Source organism: Lentzea sp. NPDC051208 (genome assembly GCF_040682435.1).
GTDB classification, from domain to species: domain Bacteria; phylum Actinomycetota; class Actinomycetes; order Mycobacteriales; family Pseudonocardiaceae; genus Lentzea; species Lentzea kristufekii.
This window is the reverse complement of the sequence record NZ_JBFBAW010000018.1, coordinates 98,735-118,453: the sequence shown is the minus strand read 5'-3', so window position 1 is coordinate 118,453 and position 19,719 is coordinate 98,735. Positions and strand designations below refer to the sequence as shown.

Here is a 19,719-nt window from a genome sequence, read left to right as displayed (position 1 = left end):
CTCCGTTTGGATTCGACTAAGACCGTTCTACCGGGCTACTGCAGCGCGTCCAACGCCCTGATCGTCTCGACCGACGGCAACCGAGGCGGCTCCGCGGCGATGGCCTTCCGCCCGAGCACCCACTCCGGCAGGTGGTGCCGCAGCGCGGCCCTTCCCGAGGCCGTGATGTCGACCGGCGCCGCCATCCCGTGGTCCATGTCCCGCTCGGGCCTGACCCACGTGATCCAGTCCCTGACGTGGAGGATCTCCAGGTCGTCCGCATCCCACTGCTTGGCGGGCCGGTGCTCCAGGTACCAGCTGGTGGCGCCGCGGTGCACGCCTCCCTGTTCCACCAGGGCGAGCAGCTTGATCTGCTCCTGCGTGATGGTGGTGGTGTCGCGCTTCGCGGCCTTGGCCTTGCGTCTCACAGGTGGGCGTCCTTCGGAGCTGGCGGGTCCACACGTCCCCGACGAACTCGAACAAGGTACGGCACCACACTGCCGGACGACATCACCACGAGAGGTGATGAAGCAGCTCCGGCACGCGTCGGCGCCGTGTCGACTGGTGGGGGCAGTTGAGGCCCTTTCAAACCCCTCCACCGCTGTTCAGCGGCTTCTTGATCTTGCGAAGACCTGGACGGATACGCCAAACGGCGCAGGCCTCGCCCCGCCGCCCAAACCCTTCAAGACCCTCCGCAAGCTCAAGCCTGCGGAGCTCGATGAGCTCGTCGATCGCTACCAAGCCGGCTCCAGCGTCTACCAATTAGCTAAGCACTACGGCATCCACCGCATCACCATCGGCAGACACCTCCGCTCCCGCGGCATCGACACTACAGCCCCAGCACTCACCGACGAGCAGGCGAGGGAAGCAGCTCAGTTGTACACCGACGGTTGGAGTTGCAAGAAGATTGCAAAGCACTTCGGTGTCGGAGCCGAGACTATCCGCGAGCGGCTACACGAAGCGGGCATACCGATGCGCGGGCCGCATGAGCGGACATAGAGGCGACAAGGAGTACGGCTCGTAGCTACTGCTGCTTCACCAGGCGAGACGCAAGATCCTGTCGGACACTTCATCGCATGCCGGATCCGAACGATGACGTCAAGGCCAGCCGTGCGTCAGCCGAACCCATCCCGCAGGGACGAACTGAAAAGCAGCCGCTACGGGTGAACCTACCCGCCGAGCTACCCGAACTCACCCCAGAAGTTTCAAGAATTCTACTTAATATTCTAATCGAACTTAGAGACAATAAAATACAACAAATGCGCATCAGCAAGGAGCGTCGAACTGAGTATGAAGACGGCATCAACTAGCCCAGCCACCGAGGGGTAGTGACTACGGTTGCAGTACTTAACCTCGCGCCCATTGCACCGGGACGCAACGGGCTTCAGCTCGACAAACAAAAGCCGCCCGCGGATCACTCACGCGGGCGGCTTGAAGAGAGCGGCACCTGCTACCACAGCTCCCGAGGCTCCGTTCCAGATAAACTCGAACACCTGTGCCGCCCAGGGGACGACCCAACCTCCACGCTTATCACTCATGGAACCTCCTTCACTATTCAGTTGTACTTGCGTCATGACCCACTGCCGTGCACTTGCGAAAAATACAACGCCCAGGAGTGCAAGGAGTTGAACCTGCCAGGTGCCGAAACCTGCGCGCCGAAGCGCTACGCTGAGCGTAGCGGGCAGGTCGGATCTTTCAACCACTGAATGGCCCATCTCAATCTGTACTGAGCTCGATACATAGCGTGATCCACGGTGCCACTATCTCGCTCGCAGCCCTCGACGCTCACGCTGGCGGCTCAATGAACTTGCTTCTTTCAGTTCATCTCAGATATAGAGAAAGCCGCTCAACCACGAGGCGCATCTGCTCAGCCGTGCGGATGAACTTTTCATGGTGGTCATGATGATAGATGTCGTCAGGTTCAGCGTGCACGATAGAACCGTCACACGGAAGAACCATTGCAGTTCGCTGGACTATATAGCCATTCGAACCATAATCGCTCGGCGGAGTCCACCGGAAGTCCAGCTCTCCAACGCTCCAACCCTTACCGATCTCCACTCTCTTCAGCTTCGTCGCAGAGGTGAAGTAGTGCTTCGGCGGATAGGTGTTCCGGTAACGCGTCTCCACGCCAGGGAGCCCAGCCTCGCGGAGTTCAGTTAGCACCTTGCGAAGCTCATCCTCCGCAAGCGCAAGCTGCTCCGCCTTCTGTTGTTTCCTACGCTCCGCCGCAGTGGCCTTATCAGCCTCTCGCTGGTGCCGTTGCTCCTCTGGAACATCTCGGCAGGCCGAGCAGAGATCGATGTAGGCAACTCTTACATACGGCTCGAAGGTGAGCGCTCGGTGAGATCCACAGTACGCGCGTTCACATGCGCTGCACCGGCCTGCTGCGATCACCCCGCAAGGTTCGCCGGAATTAAGTGGAAGCTGGCATTCAGCGGCCACAATTGTTGCCCCCTTGACTCGCGAACCTTGGCTCTCACGCAACTGCGTGTTGGTGCACGTGTATCGCCTGGTTTCTACCGTGAGTTACACATCAAGCTGCTCCAGCTCACACTTAGCCATCCGTCTGGCCTATTGCCGCAGCTCTGAACCGCTGCAAACATGGCCGAGTCGCCGCACTTCGGGGAGAAGTACGGCTCAGCTCTAAGAGGGGGAAATGCACAAGCGCACCTACGCGGCCTTCGTGGCCGCGGTCATTGGCATGCTCACGTTCACGTCACTTCCGGCTAGTGCGGCTGGTGAGTACCGCACCATCATCTCGTTCGGTGCAGAAAGCCCAGCGGCGCGAGCCAAGGCGCTGGCTGACCCAGAGATCGTCACCGGCGGATCGAGCGAGTTCCTCGCTGACAAGCCGAACGCCCAGCAGGCGCTCCAGGACTACATCAAGGGACCGAAGCCGGCGAAGCAGGTGAGCCAGGCACACGAGCTCCTGCAGCAGCCAGCCGAGGTCAGTGCTGCCGCCGACGCCATCACGCCGAGCCCGGTGTCGGTCAACGACTGCCGGGCGAAGTTTGGCGAGGAACCTGGCGCTCCGAAGTACTGGTACCGCGACCGGTTCAACTCGTGCATGGGCGCCTCGATCGAGATCAAGAACGTCTACTGTCCAAGCCCCACTACGTGCATCAACATGGGCGCGGTCACCTACCGGCTCATCATCGTGGGGCATGGCACCCGTGGCGTGACGCCCGAGGGCTACCGGGTCATGAGCTTCCAGTGGTTCACCGACAACGGTGACACCTACGGGGGTAACCCACCGCCGATGTACGAGTCCATCTACAACGGGCTCAACTGCAAAACCTTCTCTGTGAACCGGTGCGGGTTCGACCGTGCGTACGGCATGGCCACCGTCGCCGAGCTGCACGCGGGGTGGACGAGCGATGTCCTCACGATGACCGAGCGCAACACGCTCAACGACCCCACGAACAACCCCGACGACAAGATGTACTACGAGCTCAACTACACCATCCGGGGTGGCATGGGGCAGATCGACGGCCCCGTACAGAAGCTGCGCAGTGACCGCGCTGACTACGTCAACAAGGGCGGCTTCGTCTTCTTCGATCAGGAGTCGTGGATCGAGTTCACGTACGGCAAGGGCATGGATGAGCAGGTGCGGCACATCGATGATGCCCAGAACCGCATCGCCTCGACCAAGCCGGGAGACCCGCTCACCAAGACGGCAGGCGGGCGCAACTCCGGTCACGCCCTTACGCGCATGTCTCCTAAGTACGAGAAGCAGCGTTACGACCGCAACAACTACGTGGCTCTCCTGACCTGCAAGCAGCACTGGGGCGAGGACTATGCCACCAACGACCCAAGCGGCCCGAGGGAGTGCGACGAGTACCCATTCCGCTCAACCTATGAGGGTGCCGCCTGGACTGAATATGACGGCGGTGTCGGCATCTGGAGCTACTCGGGACGGCCTATCGCCGCCAGCCACAACAGCGCAGGCGGCAACGCGCTGAGCCTGTTCTATCTCAAGGACAACATCGTCCACGGTGATCAGTTCTGGGTCGAGGTGAAGGGCGCGGACGACTGACCCTGCGGGATCCACGGTAGGCAGTAGCTTCTTGGGGTGCACCTCGTCTCGTGGAGGTGCACCCCAAGGTTCACTCTGGAAGAGACGAGAGACGATGCCGCGCTACGAGGCGTCCGTGCCCGTGTACTTCCAGCGCATCTATCTGGGTAACTCCCCGATGCCGCTGGAGGACAGTCCCTTCGAGAAGCATGACTTCGAGTCGTTGGCGGTGTCGGCGGGGGACGCCATCGGGCTCAACAGCATCACGAGCAACCACACGGCGCACGTGACGCTTGAGGTCTTCGACTCGCCGGCCGAGGTTCCCGCGGAAGTACGCAAGCAGCCCACGTACTGGTTCACCAGCTCGGCACGCGAGTTCGCCCTGATTGATACCGAGGGTGGCCCGGCTGTCGTGCTGCCAGCTTTGCCAGCTGGTCGCGTGGTGTGTTCGGTGAGCTGCACCGGACGCGACGAGGCCTACGCTGCTCGCCACCACCAGCACCAGGACGACGTGCGGGATATCGAGCGGTGGCACATCTGGATGTGGCCTGAGGCTTGATCGGGTGCTTCTTCCCGCGCGATCACGCGCTACACCTCGGCGCAGCCGCCGCTCGGCAGCTTCCCGGCAACCACTCGAGCTCCGGCACCACCTGGCACCTCGATGATGTGCCCGATCACGCACGCGCCGGCAGGCATCTCAGCTACGTAGAACAAGCTGCCCACGGGTGCCGGGTCTGTCTCGTCGGCAACGCGCACCACTGAGCTGTCACCGAATCCGGCATCTTTCAGGCGCTGCCGTGCGGCGTCGGCTTCGGCCGCGGTTGGTGGCCTCTTAGCAGCTGCACCGGGGCACGGGTTGCCGCTGGCATCGAGGCAGAGGCCGACCCGGTGAATGACGCGATCAAGATCTTGCATCCGCGACTCAGCATCGGCGCGCTGCACCTCGGTGATGGGCGCCCGCTTGGCGATGTCCTGCGCCTGCTGGAGGCAATGCCGATCTGATTTTGCCGCCACTACGCCGATACAACTGCCGCTAGGCTGAGAAGCAGGGTCATTGGAACGAGGCCGTCCAACCATCCACCAGACGCCCGCACCGAGGACGACAACGACCAGAACGCTGATCACCACGAGGCCGCTGCGCCGCGAAGAGCGACTGCGCGGAAGCTCCCCCGGAGCGTGTTCGAGGTGAAGATCAGGCACGGCTGGAAGTCTAGAGGTCTGCAGGGGTCATGAGTCCAGGCTTCACACCTCTGGTACCAGCTTGGGTGACCCCGACTAAACAGCCCATTTATCGACTCATAGTCCACGATCCAGAAGACGCATTGATGGTGGCATCAGTAGCAGGCGAGATCTCCGCAGAATTTAACAATACAAGTTTTTCGCTGCGTCTTCCCGCCAATCTGGAGGCCATCAACCCATACACCCTTCAGCGGGATTCTGCCGTGGCGCAGTCCTGTATCCTCTACGCTCAATGCATACAGAACCAGGGCGGAGATGGCGATGAGCTACAGGAACAAGACCTACGTAGCGTTCGCAGGCGAAGACATTAATTACTATTGGATGATGACGGCGTGGCGCAAGAACACGCACATCGACTTTGACTTCTTCAATGCCCATGATCTCGCCCAGGCAAGAGATAGCAGCCTGCCGGAGACGATCCGCCGCAGTCTCCGCTACCGGCTTGCCAACACCAAGCAAGTGGTGATGCTGGGTAGCGCCAAGGCAAAGTCCAAGGCGAGCCAACCAAGTTCCTTCTTGTTCTATGAGATCGAGGTCATCGCACGACTCAACTTGCCGGTGGTAGTCGCCAACCTCGACGGCGACCGCTCTATCGACAAGAATTTCATTCCACAGCGATTCTTGGACAGCAACTACTACACCATGTCAGTGTCGTTCCAGCCCAAGATAATACAATTCGCTCTCGATGGGTACGTTCCTGCGTTCGCCACTGGGCAAAACGTCGGACCGCACTACTACGAGCCTGGCATTTACGCAAAAGTTGGACTGTGACCATATGAGCATCAAAAGAGATCTGACAAAGCGCCGTTTCTGGACGCGGTTTTCAGTGCAGACACTTTCGTGTGTCGGCTTTTTCGCCGTGTTCGCAGGCGTCACTGATGCCCTGCTGCCGAACGTATTGCCACCAGTCGGCACCGTCCTGGCGATCGCCGTTGCCGTCGTCTCTGTCAGCTACGGCATTTTTCAGGCATGGCCACGCCCTGTACAGCAGAGCTACGGATCACCTAACACGGAAATCCATCTTGTCGAGGGAGACTTGTTCGAACAAGAAGGCAATGTTGTCATCGGTATGACGACTACCTTTGATACGGAGACACCTCATGTGATCCATGAAAACAGCGTCCAAGCACAGCTGCTTATGCGCGTTTACAAAAACGACCGAACGGCCCTAGACGAGGCGCTGGATACCGCACTGGCAGATCGTGAAATCGTCAAAGAGTTCACCCCGAAAGACAAGAAACCGGGTAAACAAGTCGCGTACCCGCTCGGCAGCGTCGTCACGATCATGCCAGAGATCCGACGCCTATTCTTCTGCGTCGCATACACAGAGATGAATCATCGCAATGAAGCTCATGGGACCGTCGATGGTATCTGGCGGAGCCTTAATAACATCTGGGATGAAGCTCGCGCTCGCGGCAACGGTGATCCAGTCTCCATCGGCGTGATCGGTGGGGGCCAGGCTCGCATCTCTCAGTACTTGCCAGCGCAGGACTCTATCCGCCTGATCGCTCTCTCGTACATGTTCGCGTCCCGAAAAGAGAAGGTAGCAAGCCGTCTCAACATCGTCGTACAGAAGAACGTAGTAGAAAGTTTGGACATGCTTGAACTGCAGGCATTCTTGAAGTCATTGAGGCCGTCATGAGCACATCACTTGAAGTCCCCGAAGCCGACCCTTGCCCGTTCTGCGAGTACCTCAACGGCACTCGGCCCTTCACGATCCTCACGAGAAACTCTTTGACGGCGACGCTTGTCACCAGAGAACAACGAGGGGTAGGGCATCTATTGGTGCTCCCGATAGAGCATCGGCCGACCCTTCTCGACCTTAGCGGCACCGAAGCGCCTGCCGTCATGAAGGCAGTGATCGTAGCCGCCAAAGCCATTACCGATGCCTACCAGGTGGAGGGTATCGCCGTGTGGCAGAACAACGGCATACCTGCCCATCAGACGATCCCCCACGTCCACTTTCACATCGCCGGTACGCTCCCCGAAGGTGGTACTGAGTGGAATGCAGTCGATGAGGCGTCTGTCGCCGAAACGGACGCTATCGCCCGGAAGCTCCGGCCGTTCATGCCATGAATCCACCTGCGAGAGACGCAACGACGCTTCGCAACTTAACTATTCAAGCCGAGACTTTCATAGACTGACTCTTTGTACTTGTACGGCCCGATCTTAGGGCTTTCGGCCCGAAGATTCGCACCGTAAGCATCCGGAAAATTATCCAGAGCATACCTGATGATCGTTGGACCGAACGAGACGCTCATGGTGTACGGCACCTTCAGCGTCTCGGGGAGCTTACTGGTTTGAATGTTGCGGGATTGGTTGATGTTGGAGAACACAACCGGCAGCCCACGCCGCTTGATGGCTTCGATCTCGTAGTAAAGGAAACTCGATGAGCGCGCCGCCTTCGGGCGCGTGGTGTCACTGATCAGCACGATGCACTGCTTGGTGTTGGCAAGCCGTTCACCTAGACGACGTCGGATAGTCTCCGGCTGACTGGTGTCAAGCGCGGTATTGATGTCATGCGCATCGAAAAAGTCGAAATCGATATTCTTGTTTTCTTTCCAAGCTTTCATTAGATAGTACGAGCGAATGTCTTCGCTAGCAAAAGCGACATACGTTTTGTTCCGGTACGCCATCGACACGAACCCTTCTTAACTGAAGATGCCTGCTCCAACGATATGCCACCAGGCGGGCACAGTTCACGATAACCGTGCCCGCTACCCTACATAAGGTTGGGGCGTTGCTACAGCGTGGGCCTTGCACGGCAGCGCAGCGCGAGGCTAGGGGGTCGACGGGTCGCGCCACGCTTCTGCGGTAGAGGCTAGCGCCTGCGGTCTGAACGAAAGCAGTGCGGCTGCGTGACCGCGGCCCTGTGCTGCGATTTCCACTATATGCAGATTGACTCTGGCCTGCGTAAATAGAACTACAGCAGAAGATCGACGCGACGCCACAGGCTCCAGGTGCAGTGAGCCCGCGGCCTGGCGTGGATACGAACCCTTCAGCCAGGCAAGGGTCATGTGGTTCATAAGCGAGCACTCATGGTGCAAACCATCGTGGTCCCAGCGGACCTCTCCGAGCCCATCAGGCTGGATCAACTCGACAAGCACGATGCCGGCGCGTTCCGCCGGATCGTAGGCGGCAGCTTGGAAGCGGTGCAGCTCACCGATCCAGTCGCCAGCGTCTACTTCAACGAGGAGGGCAAGCTCCAGGATCTGCCCGTCAATCACCGTCTCACCATGCTGCTGTGGATGCATAACAAGCTGTTCCGCGGCGTGGACGCGATCGTGGGCGATGGGCTCATCGTCGGCCCTCCTGATCATGAAGGGGATGACCAGGACGCGCCCGCGGAGCTGATCGAGCTGCTGTTCGACACAGCGGAGTACCGCGTGCAAGCCCGCAAAGTCGACAGTCGGAGTTGGCACACCACCCTCAACACCGTCCCTCGGTGGACAGACGCCTACAGGCTCGCGCTGAAGCTTGGGCTGGAGTGGCAAAACGTGTTCGCAGACGTTCGCGTGGTGCCTGAACTCCCGACGGAGCTGCTCGACAGCTGGTACAAGATCGGCCTCGCCACACCACCGCTCCACGACGCAGTCGATCCAGCGTTCACCAGGGATAGCTTCTTGGGGTGCTTCAACCTCGCTGAACTCGAAGAACGACTCGGCGATTGCTGGTGGGTGCTCGGCACGGCCTTCTACTACCGCGACGCCTGCTTCATTTGCATGGAAGAGGGCGGAGACGATTGGCTCGTGATCCGTCACGGGGTGATAGCTGGGCGCACACCGCTCTGGCCGCCGATCAAGGCCGGCAAGTTCGGCGAGTTCGTTGCCCGGCTGCTCGCTGCCACCAAGGAGCAGTGCTTGCGGATGGAGTACTGACCCCCGAGCCCGTTGCGTCTACGCGCGCAACGGGCTTCTTCAACAGGTTCTGCGAGCACGGAGGCCAGCGGGGCATACGAAGCTACAAGCTTCGTGAGCATGGTTATGCTCTCTTGCCTCAACCGACTCGAGGTACTTTGCGTTCAGTGTGTAACGCAGTTGGGTACGCGACAGATATTCCTAGTCGCATGGAGAAGCAGGATTGGTGACCGGAGGAGTGGAACGCGCGGTGGCTGATGATCTGGTCGCTATTCGGAAGACCGTGGGAAGTTGCCACGTAAAGGAAGCAGATATTCTGCGGCTAATCGACGATGTACGAGAAACGCTCGGAAGTGATGTCACAGAGCGTTGGACGCATGGATATATAGAAAGCCTCCTACTGGAGACAAAGCAGGCCGACGGGAAGCGGGTTAAGGCGACAGGGAAGCTTTTCCGCGTCAAGACTGAACGAAAGATCACGGCCTCGACTTGGCAGGACCTTGCTGACAGTATCCGCGCCAAGCAGAAAAGCCGCCGACTAGAACACTTGTCAGTCCAGTTCGATTCGAAGGGCGACAAGTTAACTCTAAGCATCGGTTCTGCCAACCCTGAGGTTTTTCAGGCCGCCAAGTTCCGCGTTCAGGTAGAGGCTTTCGGCAATCTCGACCGATTAAAGCCTGTTTTCAGCGATATTCTGCGCAGACTGGATCGCCCCAGAGACCGCGCAGCCATGTGGGCCGCATGCAAGCATGTAACATATCTTGCGCTCGCGGGCGCAGCCATATGGCAAATCATGACTCGAGTGTTCTCGCGTTCAACGGACGGGAGCATTCGCATCGAAGCTGCCGAGAAGGTAGTGCCGGTCGTGCTCGGTTCGATGACACTGGGCGTGCTCCCACTGATAATCCTTACGACCTGGCTAAGTTACGCGACAAGTGCTCGCATCATTATGAAGCGTCGTCACGCCACTAAGAAATCCCGCGTTAAATTCAAGGGTGCGTACGAGAGGCTAGCGCAAGCTTTACACGAAACTTGGCTCGTTCGCCCTTTCACAAAGGACGCCCCCAGCGGAGCCGTAGTCCTTGCTCTGATGACATTCCCTCTTACAGTATTGGGACTTATCGTTGCAGTCATAGCCCTGCTCAAGTAGCTTCGCGCTTTCTTACGTCACGTTAGCTGTAGTTATGTCGTGAGCCTCAACATCGCTCGATACCTGACATGACGAGCGTCGCCATCCCTGCTTTATGACGCTGCTGATCAGGCACTCACATAGAAGAGCGTCCTGGATTGCTTCGACCACCGCCAAACCAGGAGAACGAGTCGGAGAGCCGTGACGGGCGCTCAGCACAGCCTCCCTTCGCGAGACTTGCTTCACTCCGAAAGCAACCCATCGAGCTTGATCTTTAGAGATCGTCGGCGGCCAGGGTCCGTGCGTACAACCAGCGCACGCCCTGTGAGATCAGGTAGGAGGCAATCATCGTGACGGTGAGGGTGTCTGCGCCGCCGAGCCACTCCTTGAACTCCAACAAGATCTCCTTGTCGAGCAGCACCTGACGCCAAACGCGCTACATAGTCAGCGGCGCGTCTGCGCCCTCGACCAACGCCGCACGTTCCACAGCGGCTCGTCGGCAAGCAGCTCAAGCGCCTCGCGTTCCAGGACAGCCGCCGCCCGCTCGATCCGCAGTACAAGCCCAACACACTTCAAGATTCGCGAACTCGATCGCAGCGCGAGCCCAGCTCTTCGCGCTGAGGGGAGCACCAGCTTCGACCTCAGCCAACCGATCCCGCACCCAGTCTGCGTTGGCGAGCGCCCGGTTGAAGGCCGCCTCACCGAGCCCACTAACAGCGGCTTTCCCGCTGGCATACACGCCGAGACGCTCACGGAGTCCGCGGCCGCGGCGTTCACCAGCCATGCCCACGTACACAACGGATCCGCTCGGACGCAGGCGGGCTACGTAGACCCCTGGGAGCGCCGGCGCTTGCGTCACGGCATCCGCGAGCGCAAGCCAACCAGACCAGTCAGCTAGTGAGTCCAGGTCAACAAGCATGTGCTCACAATTCCAGCGCCTGATGATGCCAACAAGCTGTGGCAGCAGCTACACCTCTACCCGATCTCGTGCGCCAGCTGCTCGATCGCGGCTCGAAGCTTTTGAGGAGCCCCTGGCCAAGTCAGACCACGCCGACCCGGATGCGGACCAACGATCACCGGGACCACTGGCAGCCGCTCACCCCTGCGAGCGGACTGTCTCCATTCATCTCTAGCCACCGATCCGAGCAGGAGCACCGCCTTAATGTCCGGCAGCAACGCTAGTAGTCGCGGTAGCCACTGACGTGCTTCTCGAATATCTCGGCTAGTTGGCTCCAGTGACTCCGTTGGCCACGGCACCGTGTTCCAGTGCAGCAACCGGTTCCAGTCCACGCCGGCCGCCTCGTACTCGTGGAAGCACCGCTCAGCCGAGGGATCGTCGTTCTCAAGGCTGAGCAAGCCTGACCCGGCTACCTTCGCCGTCATCGGTCCGGGTGACTGCAGCAACACGAGTGCTTGAGCTGCAGTACCCGCGAAGCCTGGATCAGGGTAGGGAACCTCGCCGCGGTCGAGCCCTCGGCATGCTGCGATCTCGTCTGCTAGCGCGACAAACGGCGCGATGTGAGGCTCGTGCAAGCGGGCGTGCTTCGCCTTAATCACCGACACTAAGCGGTTTGCTCTTGCTGGCACGGTCTTCCTCCCAAGCGGTCCGGTGAAACTTCGAGGCCAGCCTCTGACGAGCACGTGCTACTCATGCCGACGCTGGCTTCGGCCAGACCTTGGCTGCGAGTCCGGCCAGCCTGATCCCGCGCTCAGCAATCGGGTCTGCTGCAGGAGTAGGTGGCAGATGTCACCTAACGGTGCAGCAGACCCCTTCGCTCGCCGTCTGGCGGTTAGTACCGGTGGCGATGCGGTGGCGGCTAGTCAATCTCGGCGGAAGTGACCGCGCTCCTGGTGGCGGTTGGTCAGTGGAGCCATCATCTGTCGGCTGCAGGTCAGCCGTGTCCCATCCAGTCTTCGTCGGCCAGTGGCGCACTATTCAGCTCGTCGCGCCGGGAGCGCCAGTCAGGTAGGTAGTGATCCATAAGATCGACAAAACGAGGGCCGTGACCCCGCTCATGAAAGTGCACCAGTTCGTGGACGACGATGTACTCCAGGCATAGCGGGTTCTTCTTCGCCAGCTCGGGGTTGAGCCAGATGGCGCCTGAGTGGATGACGCACGTTCCCCACTTGGTCTTCATTCGCCGGACAACAACCTTGGCGACCTTGACACCAATCACCGGCTGCCACTTGTCCAGAAGGGCGGGCACGGCCGCTTTCAGCTGGCGGCGGTACCAACGGTCAAGCGTGTCGCGACGGGCGTCTGCATCGGCGTCAGGCGGGGTGACTACCCATAGGGTCTTCCCCTTGGTTTCGACGCTGTAGTGCCCGCTTCTACGTGAGACGTCCAAGAGATAGCGCTGACCCCAGACGTAGTGCGTCTCCCCAGACTCCATCTCACGTTTCGTCTGCCGGTCGGCGTTCTGTAGTTGCTCGCGCTGGCGCTTGATCCACGGCAGCCGCTGCACGACAGCTAGGCGGATGGTGTCTTCATCAGTGCGCGCGGGGGCGGCGACGCGCACCCGACCCATCGGTGGGTACACAGAGATGTGCAGGTTCTTGATGTCCTTGTAGATGACATCAACGCCAAGCCCTGCCACCGTCAGATAGGCGTTAGCGGTACTCATCGTGCTCTTTCAGGAGAGCGATGAGCCGCTTGAGCTCGTCAGGATCAAACCCCTCCGGCAACGCCTTAATCAATGCCCGGGCTAGCGCCCGCTCTTTCATCGGACTACCAGTCCAGCCATGCTCCTTGGATTTCTGGATGACGTAGTGAAGCTGCTCGGCGTCAACGTCTGAACCCTCTGGCCAGTCGAAGTCGACCAGCGCTCGACGAGCTGGCGTCCTAGCCCAGGCCGGGTAGGTAACCGTGGATTCGCCCTTACCCACCTGCTGGGTGAGGTCGATGAGCTTGTTGAGGAAGTCGGCGTACTCAATCGCTTCTTGGTTGCGCTGCGCGATGAGTGCGTCCAGGAGCGCAGACATGCGGTCGTAGTACTTCGGATTAAGAGCACGCTCATCAACGATGGTCTTACGAACGTTGTTGACGATGGTCTCTGCGACGGCCTCGGGATTGTGCCTGATGCCTGGAGGCAGGACGTCGATGGCCCCAATGCCTTGCTCGACGATAAGGTGCACGAGACCTTGATCGAAGGTGGCAACCGGCTCTGCGGGGTCAGCCTGGATGTAGGTGTCGAGTAGCGCGCGCATACCTACCTCGAACTGCTTCATATCGATGTTCTCACCCGCGCCGACTTCGACCTCGTTGCGCACCGCCACGTAGTGCCTGACCTCATCCTTGATAGATGCGGCTTCGGCCTCGCTATACCCGGCGGCCTCCATATCGTTGGCAAGCACGCTGTAGGAACGCACCAGGACGGCTACCGACTTGTACAGTTCGACCCGCTTCGGCTCGTTTGCTTTGATCTGATCTGCATCGCCAGGCACACTCGACACAAAGTAGTGCTGGTACTCGACGGTGCCTTTCGGTGATGTGACCGGCTCGCAAAGCGCTCGGATCTGCTCCAAGGCTTCATCGAGATCCTTACGGTCCTGCTCGGTGCGGTCCTTCAAGAGGCCGTCAATGTCTTCCTTGGCATAGCCGTCCAGCGCTTCGCCAGTGTAGTCGGTGATGGCCTTATCGATGGACTTGAACAGGTCGCGGTAGTCGATGACGTAGCCATAGGTCTTGTCGTCACCGTCCAGGCGGTTGACGCGGCAGATGGCCTGGAAGAGGCCGTGGTTTCGCATGGTCTTGTCGACGTAGAGATAGGTGGCACTTGGCGCGTCGAAGCCGGTCAGCAGCTTGTCGACCACGATGAGCAGCCGCATCTGGCCAGGCTCCTCGATGAAGCGGCGCTTGACGTCCTTGTCGAACTCCTCGATCCGCAGGACTGCCTGGTCGGCGGGCTCGTTGAAGTAGTCGGCGAGCATTCGCCGATAGATGTCGTACTTGCGCAGCTCCTCGTTGTCGCCTTCGCCAGCATCCTCCTTCGAGATGGCCGTGGCGTTCGGCACATAGCTCGTAACGATGGCGACCTTGCCCTTGAAGCCTGCCTGGACGAACAGCTCATAGAACTTGCAGGCCTGGTAAACACTGTCACCGACCAGCATGGCGTTGCCGCGCCCTGAGATCAGGCGCGGCTCCCGCTCGAAGTCCATCAGGACGTCCTGAACAATCATCTCGGCGCGCGACTTGGCCGAGATGACCTTCTGCATGGTGCCCCACCTCCTTTTGAGGCGGGCCTTGCTGAGGTCGGTGAGCCCTCCGGTCTTGAGATCGAACCACTTGTCGATCTGTGCAGCGCCCTTGAGCTCCTGATCGATGTTGCGCGCCTCGTAGCGCAGGTCGAGCACCACGCCGTCGCGCACGGCCTCGTCGTACTTGTAGGTGTGGATGAAGCTGCCGAAGGTCTCGATGCTGGTCATCTTGTCGGCCTTGAGCAGCGGCGTGCCAGTGAAGCCGATGAACATCGCCTCAGGCAGCAGTTGCTTCATGGCCTGGTGCATCTTGCCGCTCTGGGTGCGGTGCGCCTCGTCGACGAAGACGAACAGGTTGCCCCTAGCCTGGAAGCCCACCGGGATCTTGGCATGAAGATCGCGGATGAACTCATCGCCGGCCTCGTCACGATCCTTGTCGTCGTCCGAACCGCGGAACTTGTGGACGAGCGAACAGAGGAGCCACGGCGTGCTCTGATTCAGCTGGGTGATCATGTCAGCGCCCGACGTCGTGCGGTAGATCGACTCGTTGACGCCGCCAAACACCTTCTCGATCTGCTCGTCAAGCTCGGTGCGGTCGGTGATGATCAGTACACGTGCATCGGTCTGATGCTCGCGGATCCACTTCGCCAGCCAGACCATCGTCAGGCTCTTGCCCGAACCCTGGGTGTGCCAGACGATGCCGCCCTCGCGAGAGTGCACGCGTTCCTGAGCAGCCTTGACGCCGAAGAACTGGTTGTGGCGGGCTGTCTTCTTGACGCCCGAGTCGAAGACGATGAAGTCGTGAATGAGCTCGAGGAAACGATCCTTTGAGGCCATCTGGGTCAGCGCTCGGTCGAGCGGGTTAGCGATGCCTGCCCCGATGGCGCTGTCGTCTGGCTCTTTCCACTCCTGCCAGTACTTCTCAGGGGTCTCAATCACGCCGTAGCGCAGCCCAGCGACGTCGTTGCCAGCAAAGAGCAACTGGACGGTGGTGAAGAAGGACCGCACGAAATGCTGCTTCTGATTGCCGATGTTCTGCCGGATGCCCTCGCTCACACTCACGTACGAGCGCTTGAGCTCGATGACACCGAGCGCGATGCCGTTGACATAAAACACCAGGTCAGGGCGCTTGGTACGCTCGCCCTTGATGGTCACTTCCTCGGCCACGACGAAGTGATTGGCCGCGAGACTGTCCCAGTCGATCAGCCAGACCGTCTCGAAGTTCTCACCAACGTCACGCTTGACCTTCACGCCGTAGCGGAGCAGATCGTAGACCTTGCGGTTGGCGTCGTAGAGCGACTGGCCTGCCGCCAGCGAGACAGCAGTCAGTAGTTGCTGAACAGCACGACTGACGAGCTCCTCGTCGACGCCACGAGCGAGCAAATTCTGACGCAGCAGATTCTCGTCGATGTTGGAGTTGTCGTAGTCTTCGCGGTTGCCGCCGTAGTCGTAGTCGAGCTGGTCGACGAACAGCTTCACGACGCGGTTCTGCGTCTCGCGCTCACGCTGACCGACGTCACTCATGAGACAGCCTCCAAAGGCAAGCGGGTGCGGCCAGTGAGCAACTCCTGCATCATGCCGCTCTTGATGGCGCGGGCGGATTCGAGGCGACGTTCGACTGCCTCGATGTCAGCGTCGACATCCTTCAGAGCACTCGCTATTGCAGCCTGCTCCTCAACGCATGGCAATGAAAGCGAGACGCTTGAGATGTAGTTTCGCGTGGTCGCGAGCACTTTGGTTCCAGCAGCGAGGCGCAGCAGCGACTCACGGAAAGCCGGGATGAACTGCAGGTATGCCTTGAATCCGTCGGCCAGTACCGTCTTGTCGAATCGCGCAGCGATGGTGTGCAGACCAGGCACGACGCCCTCAGCAGGTACGGCCGTCACCTCGACCGACTTGCCTACGCCAGCCGGGTCTTCAGACGCATCAGCGAATACAACGTCGCCCGGCGCAAGGCGCCCCGCCTGACCCGCGAGTGCTGCTGACATGCGCGGCATATCCTCCCTTGCCGCATCCAACAGCACGCTTGCCCGAGTGTGAATGTCGCCGTAGTGCAGATACCTGATTGGTGAGACACCGTCGAGCTGCTCGCGCGATAGCGCGACAGTCTTGACGTACGAGACGTGGTCGCCCAGCCGGACTTCGCGCCAGTCGTCATCAAACCCGTGCAGTCGCGTGCGCCCAGTTAGCAGCTCCTGCATCAAACCCTGCTTGATGTCGCGCCTCTTGGCGATAGCAGCTGCCAGGGATGAAATCAGGTCATCAGCGTCCCTCAGAACAGCAGCGACCGCTTCCTGTTCGGGCTCGCTGGGGAACGGAACCGCGATGTCCTCAATCAGTGACGTGTTCAGGTTCGGCTGCCCGTTTCCCGGCGCAACCACGTCACGAAGGTAACCAGTCTGAGTGTTTAGGTACTGACAGATGAACTCCTTGTTTCCCGAGTGCTGGTCGATGAGCGCACCGATGCCATCGTTTGCGCAGCACCGGATTCCCAGAATTTTGGCGACGCCCAAGGTCGCTCCGCTGTTAGAAATGACTAGCGTGTTTGGTTCAAGTGTCCGGCTGCGCCGAGCTCCTTCCTCCGTGAGAAAGCCCGCGGTCTCGGTAACCCACATCTGACTGGAAGGGATAGTGGTGAGCGACGCGACAGTGAGCCAGGGGATGAACGACCCGTTGAAGTATCGAGGATCACCCGCTGGCCTTGGCGACCCTCCGCGAACGACCCGGCCGAGGCTCCCGAGCGTCCTGACGGCCCAGTCGTCCGGCAGTCCAGTCAACTCCGCCGTCATCCCTTCACCCCCATAGCAGCGAGATGAGCAGCGACCTTGGCGCTGAGCTCGTCCACGGACTTATCGAGCTCGCCCGCTGTCGCCTCGTAGCGGTCAGCCAGCACACGCAACCGCGTAATCAGCGACTGACTCAGCCGGGTGACCTCCGCACCGATTCGACCGCGGATCGTGCCGCCCCACTTGTCATCGATGACAAGTGCTTGGATGTCCTCGGTCGTGAGTTTGCCGTAGTGCGCGAGCGCCTGCTCGTGGAGCTTGATGGTTGCGTCTTTGACAGCCTTCTTGGCAGCCGCCTCAGCGGCGAACAGCTTGATGGTGTAGGTGAGCGCCTTGATCTCGTCGGCATCAGCCCTCTCGGCCTCCGCAGCCTTGAGCCGATCTTTCGCGAGCTTGGCAGTGACCTTGCCATCGTCGTCAGCTGCATCCCAGAGATGGCCATCCTCGACGGCGTGTTCCTCAAGATACTCTTCGACCGCCCGTGTGGCAGCCTCGTGCTCAATGACTAGCTCGTCGAGCCTGGCCTTCTCTTCGGGGAAGAACCGCGCGATGACGTACTCAGGTGGGATCAGATCCATGACCCACCGTCTGGCGTTGGCACCGGTGCCGAACACAAAGTGAGAGTCCTCGTACTTGGCTTTGTTGTTCTTGTCCTTCCAAGAACGGGCGGGGCGCGGCTTGGCAGCGGGATCCCAGCCCTCGCCGACGATCAGGGCGACGTCGTCGTGCATTGAGTTATTCCAGTAGCTCATGAGCTGCTCGTAGACGCCGTACTCGTCGATCAGCGGCCGTGGGCGGAAGGCCTCCAACAGCGCCTCAGAGATGTCTTCGATCAGGTCGTTCGGCCGGGTCGAGCTCGTAATGTGGACTAGCGTCTGGCGGTGGGCGGCCCACCACTTGGCGACGGTGTCCGCCGTGCCTGCTGCGAAGGCCTGGTACTCGCTTGAGCCGGTGATCGTTACCTGGACATGGGCTTTATCGACTGTCAGCTCCGAGTAGCCTTCGCGCAGCGGCTTGGAGAGCTCGGCGCGCAGGCTGGGGAAGGCATCCCAGTACGGTTGCAGCGCATCCAGGTCGCGGATCGGGATCCCACCTAGGAGATGGGCACGCAAGTCCTGGATATCCTCAGGCTCCGAGCTGTCGATATAGCGCGGGATGTTGAGGTTATACCCGTTCTTCGGATCGGCAATTTCCTTCAGGGGCACCATGCGCGAGAAGCGCTCGATCTCCTTTAGGTTGACGAAGGCATCAACGATCTTGTGCATGTCGCGCGGGCGAAGACGGTTCTTTGGGCCGTCCTTCTCGAAGCCCTTGGAGGCATCGATCATGAAGATCCCAGTCCGGCTGGCGGCATCCTTCTTATCGAGCACGATGAGGCATGCAGGGATGCCAGTACCGTAGAAGAGGTTGGCAGGCAGGCCGATGATCGCCTTGATGTAGCCGCGCTTGACCAGTTCCCGACGGATCTGCGCCTCAGTGTTGCCACGGAAGAGCACACCGTGCGGCATGACGATGACACCCTTGCCGGTGGACTTCAGCGACTTGACCATGTGCAGCAGGAACGCGTAGTCGCCGTTCTTGTGCGGCGGCATAGCAAAGCCGTCAAAGCGGCCGTAGTCCTTCTCGAAGCCATTCCTCCAGGCCTTCCAGGAGAAGGGCGGATTGGCTACTAGATAGTCGAAGGTGGTCAGCCGGTCGTTGTCGCGAAACTTCGGATCGGCCAGCGTATTGCCCTGCACGATCTCGTGGGTCTCGTTGCCGTGCAGGATCATGTTCATACGGGCCAGCGCCCACGTAGCGTTGTCGTTCTCCTGACCGTAGATCGTCAGGCCGTTCGGGGCTGCGTCCGCCACCTTGATCAACAGCGACCCAGACCCGCAGGTGGGGTCATAAACCGTGGTGGACTTCGGTGTGCCGGCCGGGATCTGGAGCAGCTGCGCCATGACACGGGAGACCTCGGCAGGCGTGTAGAACTGCCCCTTGCTCTTGCCCGACTGCGTGGCGAAGTGCCGCATCAGGTACTCGTAAGCGTCCCCAAGGAGGTCGTCGCCCTCCGCCTTCGAGCCGGAAAAGTCCATATCCTGGAAGATGCCGATCAGGTTCGACACCTTGTCCTGGAGATCCTTGCCCGAGCCCAGCTTCGTCGGGTCGTCGAAGTCAGCGTTGTTGATGACACCCTGGAGGTCGTTCGCCTCCGCGAGCTTGCGGACTGCGACGTTGACCCTTTCACCGACGTCCGGCCGACCCTTGAGCGTGGTCAGGTAGTCGAACGAGCCGTCCTCGGGCACCTCAATGAGCGCGTACGCATCGGCCTTGGCCTTGTCGGACACGTACTTCACGAACAGCAGCGTCAAGACGTAGTCCTTGTACTGACTAGCGTCCATGCTGCCGCGGAGCTCGTCAGCACTGCTCCAGAGGGAGCTGTACAGGTCTGACTTCTTCAGTGCCACTGCCTACGCCATCCCATCATCGAGGTCGAAACCCAACAGCATCCCTGGAACACCTGTGCGCCAGCTC

General features: G+C 60.2%; 18 protein-coding genes. 9 read left to right on the top strand and 9 right to left on the bottom strand.

Features of this window, described 5'->3' with window-relative positions; all coding sequences use genetic code 11:
- Positions 1–35: 35 nt before the first annotated feature.
- Positions 36–407 carry a hypothetical protein gene (locus AB0M48_RS35285; protein WP_363850169.1) on the bottom strand — a complete coding sequence of 124 codons (372 nt, stop codon included), beginning with the start codon at positions 405–407 and terminating at the stop codon, positions 36–38.
- A 97-nt stretch (positions 408–504) separates the two neighbouring features.
- On the opposite strand from AB0M48_RS35285, the gene AB0M48_RS35280 reads away from it, so the two are divergent.
- Positions 505–978 (top strand): hypothetical protein, encoded by a 474-nt coding sequence (locus AB0M48_RS35280; protein WP_363850166.1) that lies wholly within the window; start codon positions 505–507, stop codon positions 976–978.
- A gap of 77 nt (positions 979–1,055) precedes the next feature.
- Entirely contained in the window at positions 1,056–1,289 is a 234-nt protein-coding gene (locus AB0M48_RS35275) for a hypothetical protein (RefSeq protein ID WP_363850163.1), read from the top strand.
- A 511-nt stretch (positions 1,290–1,800) separates the two neighbouring features.
- Here AB0M48_RS35275 and AB0M48_RS35270 read toward each other — a convergent pair.
- On the bottom strand, positions 1,801–2,373 hold the full coding sequence (locus AB0M48_RS35270) for a hypothetical protein (protein ID WP_363850161.1): 573 nt from the start codon (positions 2,371–2,373) through the stop codon (positions 1,801–1,803).
- 262 nt (positions 2,374–2,635) lie between these two features.
- Between AB0M48_RS35270 and AB0M48_RS35265 the strand changes: the two genes are divergently transcribed.
- Complete coding sequence (locus AB0M48_RS35265; RefSeq protein WP_363850159.1) at positions 2,636–4,015, top strand: hypothetical protein; 1,380 nt, start codon at positions 2,636–2,638, stop codon at positions 4,013–4,015.
- A 94-nt stretch (positions 4,016–4,109) separates the two neighbouring features.
- Positions 4,110–4,553, top strand: a complete 444-nt coding sequence (locus AB0M48_RS35260) for a hypothetical protein (protein ID WP_363850157.1) — start codon at positions 4,110–4,112, stop codon at positions 4,551–4,553.
- A 29-nt stretch (positions 4,554–4,582) separates the two neighbouring features.
- Here the strand turns inward: AB0M48_RS35260 and AB0M48_RS35255 are convergent, their stop codons facing one another.
- Positions 4,583–5,194 carry a hypothetical protein gene (locus tag AB0M48_RS35255; protein ID WP_363850154.1) on the bottom strand — a complete coding sequence of 204 codons (612 nt, stop codon included), beginning with the start codon at positions 5,192–5,194 and terminating at the stop codon, positions 4,583–4,585.
- Positions 5,195–5,494: 300 nt separating this feature from the next.
- Between AB0M48_RS35255 and AB0M48_RS35250 the strand changes: the two genes are divergently transcribed.
- Genes AB0M48_RS35250 through AB0M48_RS35240 form a run of 3 tightly spaced genes read left to right on the top strand, consistent with a single transcriptional unit; the run spans position 5,495 to position 7,309 of the window.
- Positions 5,495–6,004: a TIR domain-containing protein gene (locus AB0M48_RS35250; protein ID WP_363850151.1), complete on the top strand. Its 510-nt coding sequence runs from the start codon at positions 5,495–5,497 to the stop codon at positions 6,002–6,004.
- 4 nt (positions 6,005–6,008) lie between these two features.
- On the top strand, positions 6,009–6,875 hold the full coding sequence (locus tag AB0M48_RS35245; RefSeq protein WP_363850148.1) for a macro domain-containing protein: 867 nt from the start codon (positions 6,009–6,011) through the stop codon (positions 6,873–6,875).
- On the top strand, positions 6,872–7,309 hold the full coding sequence (locus AB0M48_RS35240; RefSeq protein ID WP_363850145.1) for an HIT domain-containing protein: 438 nt from the start codon (positions 6,872–6,874) through the stop codon (positions 7,307–7,309). The genes AB0M48_RS35245 and AB0M48_RS35240 overlap by 4 nt, the downstream gene beginning before the upstream one ends.
- A gap of 35 nt (positions 7,310–7,344) precedes the next feature.
- Here the strand turns inward: AB0M48_RS35240 and AB0M48_RS35235 are convergent, their stop codons facing one another.
- A complete protein-coding gene (locus tag AB0M48_RS35235; RefSeq protein WP_363850318.1) occupies positions 7,345–7,869 on the bottom strand; it encodes a TIR domain-containing protein in 525 nt (174 codons plus the stop codon).
- 402 nt (positions 7,870–8,271) lie between these two features.
- Between AB0M48_RS35235 and AB0M48_RS35230 the strand changes: the two genes are divergently transcribed.
- Both AB0M48_RS35230 and AB0M48_RS35225 read left to right on the top strand, forming a co-directional pair.
- Entirely contained in the window at positions 8,272–9,111 is an 840-nt protein-coding gene (locus tag AB0M48_RS35230; RefSeq protein ID WP_363850142.1) for a DUF3846 domain-containing protein, read from the top strand.
- A 205-nt stretch (positions 9,112–9,316) separates the two neighbouring features.
- Positions 9,317–10,240, top strand: coding sequence for a hypothetical protein (locus tag AB0M48_RS35225; protein WP_363850139.1), 924 nt, complete (start codon positions 9,317–9,319; stop codon positions 10,238–10,240).
- Positions 10,241–10,493: 253 nt separating this feature from the next.
- On the opposite strand, the gene AB0M48_RS35220 is transcribed toward AB0M48_RS35225, so the two are convergent.
- The 5 genes from AB0M48_RS35220 to AB0M48_RS35200 all read right to left on the bottom strand — a co-directional run bounded on the left by AB0M48_RS35220 (position 10,494) and on the right by AB0M48_RS35200 (position 19,652).
- Positions 10,494–10,616, bottom strand: a complete 123-nt coding sequence (locus AB0M48_RS35220) for a hypothetical protein (RefSeq protein ID WP_363850136.1) — start codon at positions 10,614–10,616, stop codon at positions 10,494–10,496.
- Positions 10,617–12,111: 1,495 nt separating this feature from the next.
- Entirely contained in the window at positions 12,112–12,843 is a 732-nt protein-coding gene (locus AB0M48_RS35215; RefSeq protein WP_363850133.1) for a SprT family zinc-dependent metalloprotease, read from the bottom strand.
- Entirely contained in the window at positions 12,830–15,940 is a 3,111-nt protein-coding gene (locus AB0M48_RS35210) for a type I restriction endonuclease subunit R (RefSeq protein ID WP_363850129.1), read from the bottom strand. Before AB0M48_RS35210 ends, AB0M48_RS35215 begins: the two co-directional genes overlap by 14 nt.
- A complete protein-coding gene (locus AB0M48_RS35205; protein WP_363850126.1) occupies positions 15,937–17,205 on the bottom strand; it encodes a restriction endonuclease subunit S in 1,269 nt (422 codons plus the stop codon). The genes AB0M48_RS35210 and AB0M48_RS35205 overlap by 4 nt, the downstream gene beginning before the upstream one ends.
- Positions 17,202–19,652, bottom strand: coding sequence for a class I SAM-dependent DNA methyltransferase (locus AB0M48_RS35200; RefSeq protein WP_363850123.1), 2,451 nt, complete (start codon positions 19,650–19,652; stop codon positions 17,202–17,204). The genes AB0M48_RS35205 and AB0M48_RS35200 overlap by 4 nt, the downstream gene beginning before the upstream one ends.
- Positions 19,653–19,719: the final 67 nt, after the last annotated feature.

What these genes read in the sequence shown, in the direction of transcription:
- AB0M48_RS35260 (WP_363850157.1), top strand. Translation starts at nt 4,110, where the DNA reads ATGCCGCGCTACGAGGCGTCCGTGCCCGTGTACTTCCAGCGCATCTAT.
- AB0M48_RS35240 (WP_363850145.1), top strand. Translation starts at nt 6,872, where the DNA reads ATGAGCACATCACTTGAAGTCCCCGAAGCCGACCCTTGCCCGTTCTGC.
- AB0M48_RS35245 (WP_363850148.1), top strand. Translation starts at nt 6,009, where the DNA reads ATGAGCATCAAAAGAGATCTGACAAAGCGCCGTTTCTGGACGCGGTTT.
- AB0M48_RS35250 (WP_363850151.1), top strand. Translation starts at nt 5,495, where the DNA reads ATGAGCTACAGGAACAAGACCTACGTAGCGTTCGCAGGCGAAGACATT.
- AB0M48_RS35215 (WP_363850133.1), bottom strand. Translation starts at nt 12,843, where the DNA reads ATGAGTACCGCTAACGCCTATCTGACGGTGGCAGGGCTTGGCGTTGAT.
- AB0M48_RS35205 (WP_363850126.1), bottom strand. Translation starts at nt 17,205, where the DNA reads ATGACGGCGGAGTTGACTGGACTGCCGGACGACTGGGCCGTCAGGACG.
- AB0M48_RS35265 (WP_363850159.1), top strand. Translation starts at nt 2,636, where the DNA reads ATGCACAAGCGCACCTACGCGGCCTTCGTGGCCGCGGTCATTGGCATG.
- AB0M48_RS35230 (WP_363850142.1), top strand. Translation starts at nt 8,272, where the DNA reads ATGGTGCAAACCATCGTGGTCCCAGCGGACCTCTCCGAGCCCATCAGG.
- AB0M48_RS35235 (WP_363850318.1), bottom strand. Translation starts at nt 7,869, where the DNA reads ATGGCGTACCGGAACAAAACGTATGTCGCTTTTGCTAGCGAAGACATT.
- AB0M48_RS35280 (WP_363850166.1), top strand. Translation starts at nt 505, where the DNA reads ATGAAGCAGCTCCGGCACGCGTCGGCGCCGTGTCGACTGGTGGGGGCA.
- AB0M48_RS35210 (WP_363850129.1), bottom strand. Translation starts at nt 15,940, where the DNA reads ATGAGTGACGTCGGTCAGCGTGAGCGCGAGACGCAGAACCGCGTCGTG.
- AB0M48_RS35275 (WP_363850163.1), top strand. Translation starts at nt 1,056, where the DNA reads ATGCCGGATCCGAACGATGACGTCAAGGCCAGCCGTGCGTCAGCCGAA.